Here is a 15,986-nt window from a genome sequence, read left to right as displayed (position 1 = left end):
GGCTGATGTCTGATCTGATTACTGTAGCTCGCCCCTACGCCAAAGCAGCTTTTGACTTTGCTGTTGAGCATCAAAGTATTGAACGCTGGCAACAGATGCTGGCGTTCGCCGCAGAAGTGGCTCGCAATGAACAGATGGCTGATCTTCTCTCTGGTGCGTTAGCACCGGAAGCGCTGGCAGCGTCGTTTAACGCAGTCTGTGGTGATCAACTGGATGAACCCGCGCAGAACCTGATTAAGGTGATGGCGGAAAACGGACGTTTGACAGCGCTTCCGGCTGTACTGGCCCAATACATCGAACTGCGTGACGCTCATGAAGCCACCGCTGAAGTTGATGTTATCTCCGCCAGTACGCTGAGTGACGACCAGCTGAATAAAATCAGCGCCGCGATGGAAAAACGTCTGTCACGCAAAGTTAAGCTGAATTGCAAAATTGATAAGTCTGTGATGGCAGGCGTGATCATCCGTGCGGGTGATCTGGTTATTGATGGCAGCGTACGCGGCCGTCTTGACCGTCTGGCTGACGTCTTGCAGTCTTAAGGGGACTGGAGCATATGCAACTGAATTCCACCGAAATCAGCGAACTGATCAAGCAGCGCATTGCTCAGTTCAATGTCGTGAGCGAAGCTCACAACGAAGGTACGATTGTTTCTGTAAGTGACGGTATCATCCGCGTACACGGCCTGGCCGATGTCATGCAGGGTGAGATGATTGCCCTGCCGGGTAACCGTTACGCTATCGCCCTGAACCTCGAGCGTGACTCGGTTGGTGCTGTGGTGATGGGTCCTTACGCTGACCTCGCCGAAGGCATGAAGGTTAAGTGTACTGGCCGTATTCTTGAAGTACCGGTAGGCCGTGGCCTGCTGGGCCGCGTCGTGAACACCCTGGGTGCTCCTATCGACGGTAAAGGCGCAATCGACAACGACGGTTTCTCACCGGTTGAAGTGATTGCTCCTGGCGTTATCGACCGTCAGTCAGTCGACCAGCCGGTTCAGACCGGTTATAAGTCGGTCGATGCGATGATTCCAATCGGCCGTGGCCAGCGTGAGCTGATCATCGGTGACCGTCAGACCGGTAAAACCGCGATGGCGATCGATGCGATCATCAACCAGCGCGACTCAGGCATCAAGTGTGTCTACGTTGCGATTGGTCAGAAAGCCTCAACCATCTCTAACGTGGTTCGTAAGCTGGAAGAGCATGGCGCACTGCAGAACACCATCGTTGTTGTGGCGTCTGCGTCTGAATCTGCTGCACTGCAGTATCTCTCTCCGTACGCAGGTTGTGCGATGGGCGAATACTTCCGTGACCGCGGTGAAGATGCGCTGATCGTTTATGATGATCTCTCCAAGCAGGCTATCGCATACCGTCAGATCTCTCTGCTGCTGCGTCGTCCACCAGGTCGTGAAGCATTCCCTGGCGACGTGTTCTATCTCCACTCTCGTCTGCTGGAACGTGCATCACGCGTAAGCGCTGAATATGTTGAGCGTTTCACCAATGGCGCGGTGACAGGTAAAACCGGTTCACTGACTGCACTGCCGATCATCGAAACTCAGGCGGGCGACGTTTCTGCGTTCGTTCCGACCAACGTAATCTCGATTACTGACGGTCAGATCTTCCTGGAATCGAACCTGTTCAACTCCGGTATTCGTCCGGCGGTTAACCCAGGTATTTCGGTATCCCGTGTTGGTGGTGCTGCACAGACCAAGATCATCAAGAAACTGTCCGGTGGTATCCGTACCGCGCTGGCACAGTATCGTGAACTGGCGGCGTTCTCGCAGTTCGCTTCTGATCTGGATGATGCAACCCGTAAACAGCTGAGCCACGGTCAGAAAGTGACCGAGCTGCTGAAGCAGAAACAGTATGCGCCGATGTCTGTCGCGCAGCAGGGTCTGGTTCTGTTCGCTGCCGAGCGTGGCTACCTGAACGACGTTGAACTGGCAAAAATTGGTAGCTTTGAAGCTGCACTGCTGGCCTTCGCCGATCGCGACCACGCTGAGCTGATGGCTGAAATCAACCAGTCGGGCAACTTTAACAACGATATCGAAGCGAAGCTGAAAGGCCTGATCGATACGTTTAAAGCAACCCAGTCCTGGTAATGTCTGGCGGCTTGTCTGAAAAGGCAGGCCGCAAGGCTTTGAGGAGAAGCTAATGGCCGGCGCAAAAGAGATACGAAGCAAGATTGGAAGCGTGAAAAACACGCAGAAAATCACCAAAGCGATGGAAATGGTCGCCGCCTCCAAGATGCGTAAAACGCAGGAACGCATGGCGGCCAGCCGTCCGTATGCAGACACCATGCGCAAAGTGATTGGTCACCTTGCGTTGGGTAATCTGGAATACAAGCACCCTTACCTGGAACAGCGCGACGTCAAGCGCGTCGGCTACCTGGTCGTTTCAACAGACCGCGGGCTTTGTGGTGGTTTGAACATTAACCTGTTCAAAAAATTACTGGCGGATATGAAGTCCTGGTCCGATAAAGGCGTGCAGAGCGATCTGTCGATTATCGGTTCAAAAGGGGCGTCATTCTTCAGTGCTGTGGGTGGCAACATCGTGGCGCAAGTCAGCGGCATGGGCGATAAACCTGCCCTGTCTGACCTGATTGGCCCGGTAAAAGTGATGTTGCAGGCTTATGATGAAGGCCGCATCGACAAGCTGATGATCGTCAGTAACAAATTCAATAACACCATGTCTCAGACTCCGACCATCACCCAACTGCTGCCGTTAGCGCCAGCGGAAGGTGAAGAAGAGATGAAGGCGAAGACCTGGGATTACCTGTACGAACCCGATCCGAAAGCGCTGCTGGATACCCTGCTGCGTCGTTATGTCGAATCGCAGGTTTATCAGGGTGTGGTGGAAAATCTGGCCAGTGAGCAGGCCGCACGTATGGTGGCGATGAAAGCCGCAACCGATAACGGCGGAAATCTGATCAAAGAGCTGCAGTTGGTGTACAACAAAGCTCGTCAGGCCAGCATCACCCAGGAACTTACCGAGATCGTCTCGGGGGCCTCCGCGGTTTAACCAGGTTTGGAATTAGGTAGAGGATTCAAGATGGCAACTGGAAAGATTGTCCAGATTATCGGCGCCGTTGTTGACGTCGAATTCCCTCAGGACGCGGTACCGCAAGTGTACAGCGCCCTCGAGGTGATGAATGGTGATGCACGTCTGGTGCTGGAAGTTCAGCAGCAGCTGGGCGGCGGCGTTGTGCGTACCATCGCAATGGGTACGTCTGACGGCCTGAAGCGTGGTCTGAACGTCAGCGACCTGCAGAAACCGATTCAGGTTCCAGTCGGTAAAGCGACCCTGGGCCGTATCATGAACGTTCTCGGCGAGCCAATCGATATGAAAGGCGAGCTGAAAGAAGAAGATGGCAGCGCAGTAGAGATCGCCTCTATTCACCGCGCGGCACCTTCTTATGAAGATCAGTCTAACTCGCAGGAACTGCTGGAAACCGGCATCAAGGTTATCGACCTGATGTGTCCGTTTGCGAAAGGCGGTAAAGTCGGTCTGTTCGGTGGTGCGGGTGTGGGTAAAACCGTCAACATGATGGAACTGATCCGTAACATCGCGGCTGAGCACTCAGGTTACTCTGTGTTTGCCGGTGTGGGTGAGCGTACTCGTGAGGGTAACGACTTCTACCACGAAATGACCGACTCTAACGTTATCGATAAAGTTGCGCTGGTCTATGGCCAGATGAACGAGCCGCCGGGTAACCGTCTGCGCGTCGCACTGACCGGTCTGACCATGGCGGAAAAATTCCGTGATGAAGGCCGCGACGTTCTGCTGTTCATCGATAACATCTACCGTTATACACTGGCCGGTACAGAAGTTTCTGCACTGCTGGGTCGTATGCCATCTGCGGTAGGTTACCAGCCAACGCTGGCAGAAGAGATGGGTGTGTTGCAGGAGCGTATTACCTCCACCAAGACCGGTTCAATCACCTCCGTACAGGCCGTTTACGTTCCTGCGGATGACCTGACTGACCCGTCACCAGCGACCACCTTCGCGCACCTGGACTCAACCGTTACGCTGAGCCGTCAGATTGCCTCTCTGGGTATCTACCCGGCCGTTGATCCGCTGGATTCTACCAGCCGTCAGCTGGATCCGCTGGTTGTGGGTCAGGAGCACTATGATGTTGCACGTGGCGTTCAGTCACTGCTGCAGCGTTATCAGGAGCTGAAAGACATCATCGCCATCCTCGGTATGGATGAGCTGTCTGAAGAAGATAAACTGCTGGTGGCACGTGCGCGTAAGATTCAGCGCTTCCTGTCTCAGCCGTTCTTCGTTGCGGAAGTATTCACCGGTTCACCGGGTAAATACGTTTCCCTGAAAGACACTATCCGTGGCTTTAAAGGCATCATGGAAGGTGAGTTTGACCACCTGCCAGAGCAGGCCTTCTACATGGTTGGTGCCATCGAAGAAGCCGTGGAAAAAGCGAAGAAACTGTAATAACGGTTTCCCGGGAGGAAGATTATGGCTATGACTTATCACCTGGATGTGGTCAGCGCAGAGGAGCAGTTGTTCTCTGGTCTGGTACAGAAAATTCAGGTGTCAGGTAGCGAAGGTGAACTGGGGATTTTCCCTGGCCATGCGCCGCTGCTGACTGCCATTAAGCCTGGAATGATCCGTATCGTGAAACAGCACGGCGAAGAGGAGTATATCTACCTCTCTGGCGGCGTGCTGGAAGTGCAACCGGGCAGCAGCACCGTTCTGGCCGATACCGCGATTCGCGGTACCGATCTGGATGAAGCGCGTGCTCTGGAAGCAAAACGCAAAGCAGAAGAGCACATGAACAGCAGCCACGGCGACGTGGACTATGCTCAGGCCTCTGCCGAGCTGGCGAAAGCCATTGCTAAACTGCGCGTGATCGAACTGACCAAAAAAGCGATGTAATCCAGCTTTATGCGTCACGAAATGCCAGCCCTCGGGCTGGCATTTTTTTTGTCTGCTGTGGCAAATCGGCCTCTTCGCCTAATTTCGGCCTGAGAAAAATGTAGTAATCTCCCCCCTAAACCGTTTTACTTTCACCCGTAAAAATTCACCCAGGATAGTTATGTCTAACAGTGCGATGAGTGTGGTGATCCTTGCTGCTGGCAAGGGCACCCGTATGTATTCCGATCTGCCGAAAGTTCTGCATACGCTGGCAGGCAAACCGATGGTTCAGCATGTCATTGACGCCGCCAAAGGGCTGGGCGCACAGCACATCCATCTGGTTTATGGTCACGGCGGCGACCGCCTGAAAGCAACCCTCACTGATAGTGCACTCAACTGGGTGTTGCAGGCTGAACAGCTTGGCACCGGCCACGCGATGCAGCAGGCCGCGCCTGCGTTTGCCGATGATGAAGAGATCATGATGCTGTATGGTGACGTGCCGCTGATCTCTCTGGAGACCCTGAAGCGGCTGCGCGAAGCCAGACCGCAGGGCGGTATCGGGTTACTCACCGTAGTGCTGGACGACCCCACCGGATACGGGCGCATTGTGCGTGAGAACGGCACCATCACCGGCATCATCGAACAGAAAGATGCCAGCCCTTCACAGCTTGCCATTACCGAAATCAACACCGGTATTCTTATCGCCAACGGCGGCGATTTAAAACGCTGGCTGGCGCAGCTCACCAACAATAATGCGCAGGGCGAATATTACATCACCGACATTATTGCGCTGGCGCATCAGGAAGGGCGGACGATCCATGCCGTTCATCCGGCGCGTATCAGTGAAACCGACGGAGTGAACAACCGGCTGCAGCTGGCGACCTTAGAACGCACTTATCAGGCGGAACAGGCGGAAAAACTGCTGCTGGCGGGCGTGATGCTCCGCGATCCGGCCCGTTTTGACCTGCGCGGAACGCTGACGCATGGGCGGGATGTGGAGATCGACACCAACGTCATTATTGAAGGTCAGGTGACGCTGGGCGCACGCGTGAAAATCGGTGCGGGCTGCATCATCAGAAACAGCGTAATCGGCGACGATTGCGAAATCAGCCCCTATAGCGTGATCGAGGATGCCACCCTCGCGACCGCCGTCACCGTCGGGCCGTTTGCCCGTCTGCGTCCCGGCAGCGATCTGGCGCACGCCGCCCACGTGGGTAACTTCGTCGAAATGAAAAAAGCGCGTCTGGGCAAAGGATCGAAAGCGGGTCACCTCTCCTATCTCGGCGATGCGGAGATCGGCGACAACGTGAATATCGGTGCAGGCACCATCACCTGTAACTATGACGGCGCGAACAAATCGAAGACCGTGATTGGCGATGATGTCTTTGTGGGCTCCGATACCCAGCTGGTGGCCCCGGTCAGCGTGGCAGCAGGCACCACTATCGCGGCAGGCACCACCATCATGAAGGATGTGACCGAAGCCGGTCTGGTCTATAACCGCAAAGAGCAGAATCACAAAGCGGACTGGCAGCGTCCGGTGAAGAAAAAATAAATTTTTAACGGCCCGCTTTATGCGGGCCGGTACAGTGCAGTGCCAAAACTATAATCCCCACTCTCTACAAGGCTCGGGGAACCGGCAAAGCCGGATATCAGGTCGCATGACAACGAAAGTGGCGAAAAGCCATGTAGTCAGGAAAACATCATTATGTGTGGAATTGTTGGTGCAGTAGCACAGCGCGATATCGCAGAGATTCTGCTGGAAGGTCTGCGTCGTCTTGAATATCGCGGATATGATTCGGCCGGTCTGGCCGTGGTCGATCGTCAGGGGCACGTTACGCGCCTGCGGCGTTTAGGGAAGGTGCAGAAACTGGCGGAAGCTGCTGAACAGCAGCCGCTGATTGGGGGCACCGGCATCGCGCACACGCGCTGGGCAACCCATGGCGAGCCGTCGGAAGCGAATGCGCATCCGCACGTCTCAGAACATATCATCATCGTGCACAACGGCATTATCGAAAACCATGAGCCGCTGCGCGCGGAGCTGATCGAACGCGGCTACGTTTTTGTTTCTGAAACCGACACGGAAGTGGTGGCGCATCTGGTTCACTGGGAGCAGAAGCAGGGTGGATCGCTGCGTGACGTGGTGCTGCGCGTGATCCCGCAGCTGCGCGGTGCCTATGGCATGGTCATCATGGACAGCCGCGATCCTTCACGGCTGGTGGCGGCCCGTTCCGGCAGCCCGCTGGTCATCGGTCGCGGCGTGGGTGAAAACTTTATCGCCTCCGATCAGCTGGCGCTGCTGCCGGTTACCCGTCGCTTCATCTATCTGGAAGAGGGCGATATCGCCGAGATCAGCCGCCGCGACGTGACGGTAATCGATCGGGAAGGCAACAGCGTGACGCGCGCCGAGATTGAGTCGAACCTGCAATATGATGCCGGTGACAAAGGCATTTACCGTCACTACATGCAGAAAGAGATCTATGAACAGCCGATGGCGCTGAAAAGTACCCTGAGCGGTCGCTTCAGCCAGGGGCAGGTGGATCTCAGCGAGCTGGGTGCGGGTGCCGAGGCGCTGCTGAGCCAGGTCGAGCATATCCAGATTATCGCCTGCGGTACCTCCTATAACTCTGGCATGGTGTCACGCTACTGGTTTGAGTCGCTGGCCAACATCCCCTGTGATGTTGAGATCGCCTCGGAGTTCCGCTACCGCAAGTCAGCGGTGCGCAAAAACAGCCTGCTGATCACCCTGTCGCAGTCGGGCGAGACCGCCGACACCCTGGCGGCGCTGCGCCTCTCGAAAGAGCTGGGCTACCTGGGATCGCTGGCGGTCTGCAACGTGGCCGGTTCGTCACTGGTGCGCGAGTCGGACCTGGCGCTGATGACCAAAGCGGGCACTGAAATCGGCGTCGCGTCGACCAAGGCGTTCACCACGCAGCTCGCCGTCCTGTTGATGCTGGTGGCGAAACTGGGCCGTCTGAAAGGGATGTCCGCCGACACCGAGCATGAGATCGTGCACGCGCTGCAGGCGCTGCCCAGCCGGATTGAGCAGATGCTGGCGCAGGATAAGCTGATTGAGAATCTGGCCGAAGGCTTCTCTGACAAGCATCACGCGCTGTTCCTGGGACGTGGCGATCAGTATCCGATCGCTATGGAAGGGGCGCTGAAGCTCAAAGAGATCTCCTACATCCATGCGGAAGCTTACGCCGCTGGCGAACTGAAGCATGGCCCGCTGGCGCTGATTGATGCCGATATGCCGGTCATCGTTGTGGCACCCAACAACGAACTGCTGGAGAAGCTCAAATCCAACATCGAAGAAGTGCGCGCCCGTGGCGGCCTGCTCTATGTCTTTGCCGACCAGGATGCCGGCTTCAGCGACAGTGACGGGATGAAGATTATCCCGCTGCCGCATGTCGAAGAGGTGATTGCGCCGATCTTCTACACCGTGCCGTTGCAGTTACTCTCCTATCACGTCGCCCTGATCAAAGGCACCGACGTCGACCAGCCCCGTAACCTGGCCAAATCGGTTACCGTGGAATAATCAGGTGGGCCCCAGAGTGGGCCCACTTCATTTTTGCGCACTGTCATATAACTGTCATATTTCGTACATTTCACTGTCATCAAACTGTCCTATTTTCCCTCCTGCAGCAATCACTGACTCTTACTAAAACGGCCCCGAGCCTGACTTTTCTCCCCTGGAGGGAACATGACACTGATGCGTAGCACCGTAGCCCGAATTCTTGCCACCACCTTCGCCGTCAGCGCGGTATCTGCTTTTGCGGCCACCGATCTCACGGGCGCTGGCGGGACATTCCCGGCACCGGTTTATGCCAAGTGGGCAGCAGAATATCAGCAAGCCACCGGTAGCAAAATTAACTACCAGGGCATCGGTTCATCCGGTGGTGTCAAACAGATCATCGCCAAAACCGTGGATTTCGGTGCGTCCGATGCGCCTATGAAAGAGGAAGATCTGCAGAAAAATGGCCTGTTCCAGTTCCCGACCGTCATCGGTGGCGTGGTACTGGCGGTTAACCTGCCAGGCATCAAGTCAGGCCAGCTGACGCTGGATGGCAAAACCGTCGGTGATATCTACCTTGGCACCATCAAAAAATGGAACGACCCGGCGATTGCCAGACTTAACCCGGGCGTAAAACTGCCAGAGACCAACATCAACGTGGTACGCCGCGCGGATGGTTCAGGCACCTCGTTCGTCTTCACCAGCTATCTGGCGAAGGTGAACCCGGAGTGGAACAGCAAAATCGGTAAAGGGAACACCGTTAACTGGCCGGTCGGTCTGGGCGGGAAAGGCAACGACGGTGTCGCCGCCTTTGTTCAGCGTCTGCCGGGTTCAATCGGCTACGTGGAATATGCCTACGCCAAACAGAATAACCTGACCTACACCAAACTGATGGATGCCGATGGCAAAGCGGTCGCGCCAAGCGAAACCAGCTTCAGCAATGCTGCGAAAGGCGCTGACTGGAGCAAATCATTTGCCCAGGACCTGACCTTCCAGAAGGGCGCAGATGCCTGGCCTATCTCCTCCACCACCTTCATTCTGATCTACAAAGATCAGGCGAATGCGGCCAAAGGCGCTGAAGTGCTGAAGTTCTTCGACTGGGCTTACAAAAGCGGCGGCAAAACCGCTACCGCGCTGGATTATGCTGCGCTGCCTGCGAGCGTAACCGAACAGATCCGTGCCGCCTGGAAAGCCAATATCAAAGACAGTTCTGGTAAAGCGCTTTATCAGTAATTGACCGACCCTGACCGGACTACCGTCCGGTCAGACCCAACGGGCGGCGTCATGCCGCCCCGATAACCTCTGAAGACTGAGACTTCTATGGCTGCAACGAAGCCGGCTTTCAAAGCCCCAGGCAAACAGGGTGACAAAATTTTCGGTGCACTGGTCCGGCTGGCTGCGCTGATTGTCCTGTTACTGATGGGCGGCATTATCGTCTCCCTGATCATCTCCTCGTGGCCCAGCATCCAGAAGTTTGGTTTCGCCTTTTTGTGGACCAAAACCTGGGATGCGCCCAATGAAGAATTTGGTGCTCTGGTGCCGATCTACGGCACGCTGGTGACCTCCCTTATCGCGCTGATTATCGCCGTGCCGGTCAGTTTTGGTATCGCGCTGTTCCTGACTGAACTCGCACCCGGCTGGCTGCGTCGTCCGCTGGGCACCGCTATTGAGCTGCTGGCGGCGATTCCGAGCATCGTTTATGGCATGTGGGGCCTGTTTGTTTTCGCCCCGCTGTTTGCCGAATATTTTCAGACGCCGGTCAACGACGTCATGTCAGGCATTCCGATTGTCGGCGCGCTCTTCTCCGGCCCCGCTTTCGGTATCGGTATTCTCGCGGCGGGGGTGATTCTGGCCATCATGATCATCCCTTACATCGCCTCCGTGATGCGCGACGTCTTTGAGCAGACGCCGGTCATGATGAAAGAGTCCGCCTACGGCATCGGCTGCACCACCTGGGAAGTGATCTGGCGCATCGTCCTGCCGTTTACCAAAAATGGCGTGATTGGCGGCATCATGCTGGGACTGGGTCGTGCACTGGGTGAGACCATGGCGGTCACCTTTATTATCGGCAACACCTACCAGCTCGACAGTCCGTCGCTGTTTATGCCGGGTAACAGCATTACCTCGGCGCTGGCCAACGAGTTTGCGGAGGCGGAGTCGGGTGTGCATGTTGCCGCGCTGATGGAGCTGGGGCTGATCCTGTTTGTGATTACCTTTATCGTTCTGGCGATTTCCAAGCTGATGATTATGCGTCTGGCGAAAAGTGAAGGAGCGCGCTCATGACCACGATTGAAATTCAGGCGCGTGCCGAACTGGACGCTTCACGCCGTAAAATGCAGTCCTGGCGCAGCACCAAAAATAAGATCGCGCTGACGCTGTCGCTGCTGACCATGGCGTTTGGCCTGTTCTGGCTGGTGTGGATCCTCTTTACCACGGTTTCCCGCGGCGTGGATGGCCTCTCCTGGTCCCTGTTTACCGAATCGACCCCGCCACCGAACACCGCGGGCGGCGGGCTGGCGAATGCCCTGGCCGGGAGTGGATTACTGATTTTCTGGTCAACCTTCTTTGGCACGCCGCTGGGGATTCTGGCCGGTATCTATCTGGCGGAATATGGGCGCAAGTCGGCCCTGTCAGAGGTGATCCGCTTCATTAACGACATTCTGCTGTCGGCACCGTCGATTGTGGTCGGCCTGTTCGTCTACACCCTTGTGGTGTCGCAGATGCAGCACTTCTCCGGCTGGGCCGGGGTGATAGCGCTGGCGCTGCTGCAGGTGCCGATTGTGATCCGTACCACCGAAAACATGCTGCGTCTGGTGCCAGACAGCATGCGTGAAGCGGCTTACGCCCTGGGCACGCCGAAGTGGAAGATGATCTCGGCCATCACCCTGAAGGCGTCCGTCTCCGGCATCATCACTGGCGTGCTGCTGGCCATCGCCCGCATCGCCGGGGAAACGGCACCGCTGCTGTTTACCGCGCTCTCGAATCAGTTCTGGAGCACGGACATGATGCAGCCGCTGGCCAACCTGCCGGTCACCATCTTTAAGTTCGCCATGAGCCCGTTCGCCGAATGGCAGAGCCTGGCCTGGGCGGGCGTGCTGATTATTACCCTGTGCGTGCTGCTGCTGAACATTGTCGCGCGGGTGATTTTCGCCAAAGGCAAACACGGTTAACTTCCGGCGCGGCCCGCTGCGGCGCCGTATAAGAGAGATGAATGATGAGTATCGCGACGGCATCAGCCGATAAAATTCAGGTCCGTAATCTGAACTTCTATTACGGTAAGTTTCATGCGCTGAAGAACATCAACCTGGATATCGCTAAGAATCAGGTGACGGCATTTATCGGGCCATCGGGCTGCGGTAAATCGACCCTGCTGCGTACCTTTAACAAAATGTACTCCCTCTATCCTGAGCAGCGGGCCGAAGGGGACATTCTGCTGGATGGCGAAAATATTCTGACGGCCCAGCAGGATATTGCGCTGCTGCGCGCCCGCGTCGGCATGGTCTTTCAGAAGCCGACCCCGTTCCCGATGTCGATCTATGACAACATCGCCTTTGGCGTGCGCCTGTTTGAAAAGCTGTCACGTGCCGATATGGATGAGCGCGTGCAGTGGGCGCTGACCAAAGCGGCACTGTGGAATGAAACCAAAGACAAGCTGCATCAGAGCGGTTACAGTCTCTCCGGCGGTCAGCAGCAGCGTCTCTGCATTGCGCGCGGCATCGCGATTCGCCCGGAAGTGTTACTGCTCGATGAGCCCTGCTCGGCGCTGGACCCGATCTCGACGGGGCGTATCGAGGAGCTGATCACCGAGCTGAAACAGGACTACACCGTGGTGATCGTGACGCACAACATGCAGCAGGCGGCACGTTGCTCTGACCATACGGCCTTTATGTATCTGGGCGAGCTGATTGAGTTCAGCGACACCGACACGCTGTTTACCAAACCGGCGCAGAAGCAGACTGAAGACTACATTACCGGCCGCTACGGCTGATCTGACAGGAGATCGACATGGATAATCTGAATCTGAACAAACACATCTCCGGTCAGTTCAATGCCGAGCTGGAGCATATCCGCACTCAGGTGATGATCATGGGCGGGATGGTCGAGCAGCAGCTGACCGACGCGATTACCGCGATGCACAACCTGGACGGCGAGCTGGCGCAGCGGGTGATCGACGGTGACCAGAAGGTCAACATGATGGAGGTGGAGATTGATGAAGCCTGCGTGCGCATCATCGCCAAACGTCAGCCAACCGCAATCGATCTGCGGCTGGTGATGGCGATCATCAAAACCATCTCTGAGCTGGAGCGCATTGGTGACGTGGCAGAGAAGATCAGCCGCACGGCGCTGGAGAAGTTTGGTCAGCAGCATCTGCCGCTGCTGGTCAGCCTGGAGTCGCTGGGCCGCCACACCGTACAGATGCTGCATGATGTGCTGGACGCCTTTGCCCGCATGGATCTCAATGAGGCGATCACTATCTACCGTGAAGATAAAAAGGTGGATAAAGAGTATGAGGGCATTGTGCGTCAGCTGATGACCTACATGATGGAAGATCCCCGCACCATTCCCAGCGTGCTGACGGCGCTGTTCTGCGCCCGTGCGATTGAGCGCATCGGCGATCGCTGCCAGAACATCTGCGAAATCATCTTCTATTTCGTCAAAGGTCAGGATTTCCGCCACGTTGGCGGTGACCGACTCGACGAACTGCTGTCGGGTGACGACGGCAGCAACCGCCCTTCCTGATCCCGCTTACCCTGTGCCTGCCCGGCGCAGGGATAAGCCTTTTCAATTGGTCACACCCTGAACACTCTTTATAATTGCGGCACTTTTCTCTCTGAGGTGCGCAAAGATGTCCCCTTCTCCCCAATCTAAGCCAGGCGTCACGCCCGGCAAAGCGATGCTGGCTGCGGTCAGTGGTTATGCCATGGATGGATTCGACCTGCTGATACTCGGCTTTATGCTGCCGGCTATCTCCGTTTCGCTGGCGCTCAACCCCTCACAGGCGGGATCGCTGGTGACCTGGACGCTGATTGGCGCGGTAATCGGTGGCATCGTGTTTGGTCATCTCAGCGACCGTTTTGGCCGCATCCGTATGCTCACCGTCACGATTCTGGTCTTTTCTGTCTTCACCGGTCTGTGCGCGGTGGCGCAGGGCTACTGGGATCTGCTCGCCTGGCGCACGCTGGCGGGCGTCGGACTGGGCGGCGAGTTTGGTATCGGCATGGCGCTGATTGCCGAAGCCTGGCCGGTGGAGAAGCGCAATCGCGCGTCAGCGTGGGTCGGCATTGGCTGGCAGCTCGGCGTGCTGATGGCGGCCTTTATCACGCCGCCGCTGCTGACGCTTATCGGCTGGCGCGGCATGTTCCTGGTCGGGCTGCTGCCGGCGCTGGTCTCGTTTACTATCCGCCGCGGCATGGGCGAGCCGGAAGCGTATCAGCGTCAGGTCAAGCAGGTGCCATCGCTCTCTTTCCCGGCGCGCCTGAAGCTGCTGGTGCGCGATCGCACCACCGCCAAAGCCAGCCTCGGCATTTTTATTCTCTGTTCCGTGCAGAACTTTGGCTACTACGGGCTGATGATCTGGATGCCGAGCTACCTCTCCTCCAGCTTTGGCTTCAGCCTGACCAAATCGGGTCTCTGGACGGCGGTCACCGTCGTCGGCATGACCTTTGGCATCTGGCTGTTTGGCGTGCTGGCCGACCGCTTTGCGCGCTGGAAAATCTTCCTGCTCTACCAGTTTGGTGCCGTGGTGATGGTGGTGGTCTACGCCCAGCTGCGCGATCCCACCATTATGCTGGTGACCGGCGCGATCATGGGGATGTTCGTTAACGGCATGATCGGCGGCTACGGTGCGCTGATTTCCGATACCTTCCCGCCGCAGGTGCGGGCCACCGCGCAGAATGTCCTGTTCAACCTGGGTCGTGGCGTGGGCGGCTTTGGGCCGGTGGTGATAGGGCTGCTGGCCAGTCAGTTTTCGTTCACGGCGGCGATTACCCTGCTGGCGCTGATTTATCTGCTGGATATTGTGGCGACGCTGTTCCTGCTGCCGAAGAAGCAGGGTCAGGAAGATACGCTGGGCGCGATTGGCTGACAGACGGTGGCCGGGGGATCGCTCTCCCGGCCATCAGGGCTTTCTGATGCTGCTCAGCGTGCGCCGGGCAGGCACGATCAGTTCATCAGCGGCAGGAGCTGCCGATAGAGGATTGCAAAGGTTTCCCGGCGTGAGCGGTACTCCGCCATTCTGCCGGGATCCGGCTGATGCCGCTGCACCCGCACCGGTGTCGGGACGGTGACGCCGGCATCCAGCGCCTGCTGGGCCAGCCTGGCCGCGCCCAGTGCCGGGCCAACCTCGCCGCCATGACAGTAATCCAGCGTCTGGCCGCTGATATCCGCCAGCATCTGACGCCACAGCGCACTGCGCGCCCCGCCGCCGATCAGCATAATGCTCTCCGGCTGAACGCCACACTCATGCAGCACATCCATGCCCTGCGCCAGCGCAAAGCCGACCCCCTCCAGCACCGACCGCGCCAGCTCGGGACGACCATGCTGGTGGGTAAAACCAAAGAAGGCGCCGAGGGCGTTGGGATTGTTGTGCGGCGTGCGTTCACCGGAAAGATAGGGCAGAAACCAGAGTGGCGGCACGTCATCACGCGCCCGCGCGGCTTCATCCAGCAGCTCAGGCACATCCCGGCAGCCGGTCAGCGTCGCGGCCCAGTCCAGACAGGAGGCTGCACTCAGCATCACCGACATCAGATGCCAGCGCTGCGGCAGCGCGTGACAGAAGCTGTGAACAGCCTGCTGCGGATTGCTGAGATAGCCGTCGCTCACCACAAAATAGACGCCGGAGGTGCCCAGCGACAGCATCCCCTGGCCGGGTTCGGTCATGCCGACGCCCACGGCACCGGCGGCATTGTCGCCCCCGCCAGCGGCCAGCGGCACCGCGTTCATCTTCCAGCGTATCGCCAGGTCAGCATGTAAGGTGCCGGTCAGGGCATTGCCCTCATAGAGTTGCGGCATCTGGTCACGACTGAGATCGCAGGCGTGCAGCATCACATCGCTCCAGTCACGCTGCGCCACATCCAGCCACATCGTGCCTGCGGCATCTGACATATCCGTAGCGAAGTCGCCACTCATCCGCCAGCGCAGGTAATCCTTGGGCAGCAGCACGTGCGCGATCTGACGGAAGATGGCCGGTTCATGCTGCTGCACCCACAGCATTTTGGGGGCCGTGAAGCCGGGCATCATCAGGTTACCGGTGATCGCCCGTGAATCCGGCACCTTCTGCTCCAGCTCACGGCACTGCGCCTTACTGCGTCCATCATTCCAGAGCATGGCCGGGCGTAAGACCTGGTTTGCGCTGTCGAGCAGCGTCGCTCCATGCATCTGTCCGCTCAGCCCTATGGCCTGCACGGCATCCAGATCCTGCTGTGCGCTCAGCGCCTGCATCGCCTGATCCAGCGCCTGCCACCAGCTTTCGGGATCCTGCTCGCTCCACAGGGGGTGTGGACGCGAAACCTGCAGCGGCGAGGTTTCTGTCGCCACCACGTTGCCCTGTGCATCCATCAGCACCACTTTGACGCCAGAGGTGCCTAAATCGATCCCGATATACATGCTCC

General features: G+C 57.5%; 14 protein-coding genes. 13 read left to right on the top strand and 1 reads right to left on the bottom strand.

All coding sequences use genetic code 11. The annotated features are described in order from the left end of the window. Positions 1 to 5 precede the first annotated feature (5 nt). From atpH to FJW00_RS10625, 13 genes are all read left to right on the top strand, one after another. On the top strand, positions 6 to 539 hold the full coding sequence (atpH, locus tag FJW00_RS10685) for a F0F1 ATP synthase subunit delta (RefSeq protein ID WP_009088203.1): 534 nt from the start codon (positions 6 to 8) through the stop codon (positions 537 to 539). 14 nt (positions 540 to 553) lie between these two features. Further along, complete coding sequence (gene atpA, locus FJW00_RS10680; protein ID WP_009088205.1) at positions 554 to 2,095, top strand: F0F1 ATP synthase subunit alpha; 1,542 nt, start codon at positions 554 to 556, stop codon at positions 2,093 to 2,095. Between the two features lie 52 nt (positions 2,096 to 2,147). Then, positions 2,148 to 3,014, top strand: coding sequence for a F0F1 ATP synthase subunit gamma (gene atpG, locus FJW00_RS10675; RefSeq protein ID WP_003849534.1), 867 nt, complete (start codon positions 2,148 to 2,150; stop codon positions 3,012 to 3,014). 30 nt (positions 3,015 to 3,044) lie between these two features. Continuing rightward, positions 3,045 to 4,442, top strand: coding sequence for a F0F1 ATP synthase subunit beta (gene atpD / locus FJW00_RS10670; RefSeq protein WP_140924017.1), 1,398 nt, complete (start codon positions 3,045 to 3,047; stop codon positions 4,440 to 4,442). 24 nt (positions 4,443 to 4,466) lie between these two features. Continuing rightward, positions 4,467 to 4,886 carry a F0F1 ATP synthase subunit epsilon gene (locus tag FJW00_RS10665; protein ID WP_008926374.1) on the top strand — a complete coding sequence of 140 codons (420 nt, stop codon included), beginning with the start codon at positions 4,467 to 4,469 and terminating at the stop codon, positions 4,884 to 4,886. A 160-nt stretch (positions 4,887 to 5,046) separates the two neighbouring features. Continuing rightward, positions 5,047 to 6,417, top strand: a complete 1,371-nt coding sequence (glmU, locus tag FJW00_RS10660) for a bifunctional UDP-N-acetylglucosamine diphosphorylase/glucosamine-1-phosphate N-acetyltransferase GlmU (protein ID WP_140924015.1) — start codon at positions 5,047 to 5,049, stop codon at positions 6,415 to 6,417. 153 nt (positions 6,418 to 6,570) lie between these two features. Beyond that, positions 6,571 to 8,400, top strand: a complete 1,830-nt coding sequence (gene glmS, locus FJW00_RS10655; protein ID WP_009088215.1) for a glutamine--fructose-6-phosphate transaminase (isomerizing) — start codon at positions 6,571 to 6,573, stop codon at positions 8,398 to 8,400. A 165-nt stretch (positions 8,401 to 8,565) separates the two neighbouring features. Further along, entirely contained in the window at positions 8,566 to 9,609 is a 1,044-nt protein-coding gene (gene pstS, locus FJW00_RS10650; protein ID WP_140924012.1) for a phosphate ABC transporter substrate-binding protein PstS, read from the top strand. An 87-nt stretch (positions 9,610 to 9,696) separates the two neighbouring features. Next, positions 9,697 to 10,659, top strand: coding sequence for a phosphate ABC transporter permease PstC (gene pstC, locus FJW00_RS10645; RefSeq protein WP_009088219.1), 963 nt, complete (start codon positions 9,697 to 9,699; stop codon positions 10,657 to 10,659). Further along, positions 10,656 to 11,546 (top strand): phosphate ABC transporter permease PstA, encoded by an 891-nt coding sequence (gene pstA / locus FJW00_RS10640; RefSeq protein WP_009088221.1) that lies wholly within the window; start codon positions 10,656 to 10,658, stop codon positions 11,544 to 11,546. Before pstC ends, pstA begins: the two co-directional genes overlap by 4 nt. A 44-nt stretch (positions 11,547 to 11,590) precedes the next feature. Next, positions 11,591 to 12,364, top strand: a complete 774-nt coding sequence (gene pstB, locus FJW00_RS10635; protein ID WP_009088223.1) for a phosphate ABC transporter ATP-binding protein PstB — start codon at positions 11,591 to 11,593, stop codon at positions 12,362 to 12,364. 17 nt (positions 12,365 to 12,381) lie between these two features. Further along, the gene (gene phoU / locus FJW00_RS10630) at positions 12,382 to 13,116 is read left to right on the top strand and encodes a phosphate signaling complex protein PhoU (protein WP_009088225.1); all 735 of its coding nucleotides are present in this window, start codon (positions 12,382 to 12,384) and stop codon (positions 13,114 to 13,116) included. Between the two features lie 106 nt (positions 13,117 to 13,222). Continuing rightward, a complete protein-coding gene (locus FJW00_RS10625) occupies positions 13,223 to 14,461 on the top strand; it encodes an MFS transporter (RefSeq protein ID WP_140924010.1) in 1,239 nt (412 codons plus the stop codon). 77 nt (positions 14,462 to 14,538) lie between these two features. On the opposite strand, the gene xylB is transcribed toward FJW00_RS10625, so the two are convergent. Continuing rightward, entirely contained in the window at positions 14,539 to 15,981 is a 1,443-nt protein-coding gene (xylB, locus tag FJW00_RS10620; protein ID WP_140924008.1) for a xylulokinase, read from the bottom strand. Between the last annotated feature and the right edge of the window lie 5 nt (positions 15,982 to 15,986).

It is taken from the genome of Pantoea anthophila (genome assembly GCF_006494375.1).
Taxonomy (GTDB): Bacteria; Pseudomonadota; Gammaproteobacteria; order Enterobacterales; family Enterobacteriaceae; genus Pantoea; species Pantoea anthophila.
This window is presented reverse-complemented; position numbering and strand designations above follow the sequence as displayed.

Coding starts and splice junctions, on each gene's coding strand:
- pstB (WP_009088223.1), top strand. CDS start 11,591: ATGAGTATCGCGACGGCATCAGCCGATAAAATTCAGGTCCGTAATCTG.
- atpD (WP_140924017.1), top strand. CDS start 3,045: ATGGCAACTGGAAAGATTGTCCAGATTATCGGCGCCGTTGTTGACGTC.
- pstA (WP_009088221.1), top strand. CDS start 10,656: ATGACCACGATTGAAATTCAGGCGCGTGCCGAACTGGACGCTTCACGC.
- phoU (WP_009088225.1), top strand. CDS start 12,382: ATGGATAATCTGAATCTGAACAAACACATCTCCGGTCAGTTCAATGCC.
- glmS (WP_009088215.1), top strand. CDS start 6,571: ATGTGTGGAATTGTTGGTGCAGTAGCACAGCGCGATATCGCAGAGATT.
- pstC (WP_009088219.1), top strand. CDS start 9,697: ATGGCTGCAACGAAGCCGGCTTTCAAAGCCCCAGGCAAACAGGGTGAC.
- glmU (WP_140924015.1), top strand. CDS start 5,047: ATGTCTAACAGTGCGATGAGTGTGGTGATCCTTGCTGCTGGCAAGGGC.
- pstS (WP_140924012.1), top strand. CDS start 8,566: ATGACACTGATGCGTAGCACCGTAGCCCGAATTCTTGCCACCACCTTC.
- xylB (WP_140924008.1), bottom strand. CDS start 15,981: ATGTATATCGGGATCGATTTAGGCACCTCTGGCGTCAAAGTGGTGCTG.
- atpG (WP_003849534.1), top strand. CDS start 2,148: ATGGCCGGCGCAAAAGAGATACGAAGCAAGATTGGAAGCGTGAAAAAC.
- atpA (WP_009088205.1), top strand. CDS start 554: ATGCAACTGAATTCCACCGAAATCAGCGAACTGATCAAGCAGCGCATT.
- FJW00_RS10625 (WP_140924010.1), top strand. CDS start 13,223: ATGTCCCCTTCTCCCCAATCTAAGCCAGGCGTCACGCCCGGCAAAGCG.
- FJW00_RS10665 (WP_008926374.1), top strand. CDS start 4,467: ATGGCTATGACTTATCACCTGGATGTGGTCAGCGCAGAGGAGCAGTTG.
- atpH (WP_009088203.1), top strand. CDS start 6: ATGTCTGATCTGATTACTGTAGCTCGCCCCTACGCCAAAGCAGCTTTT.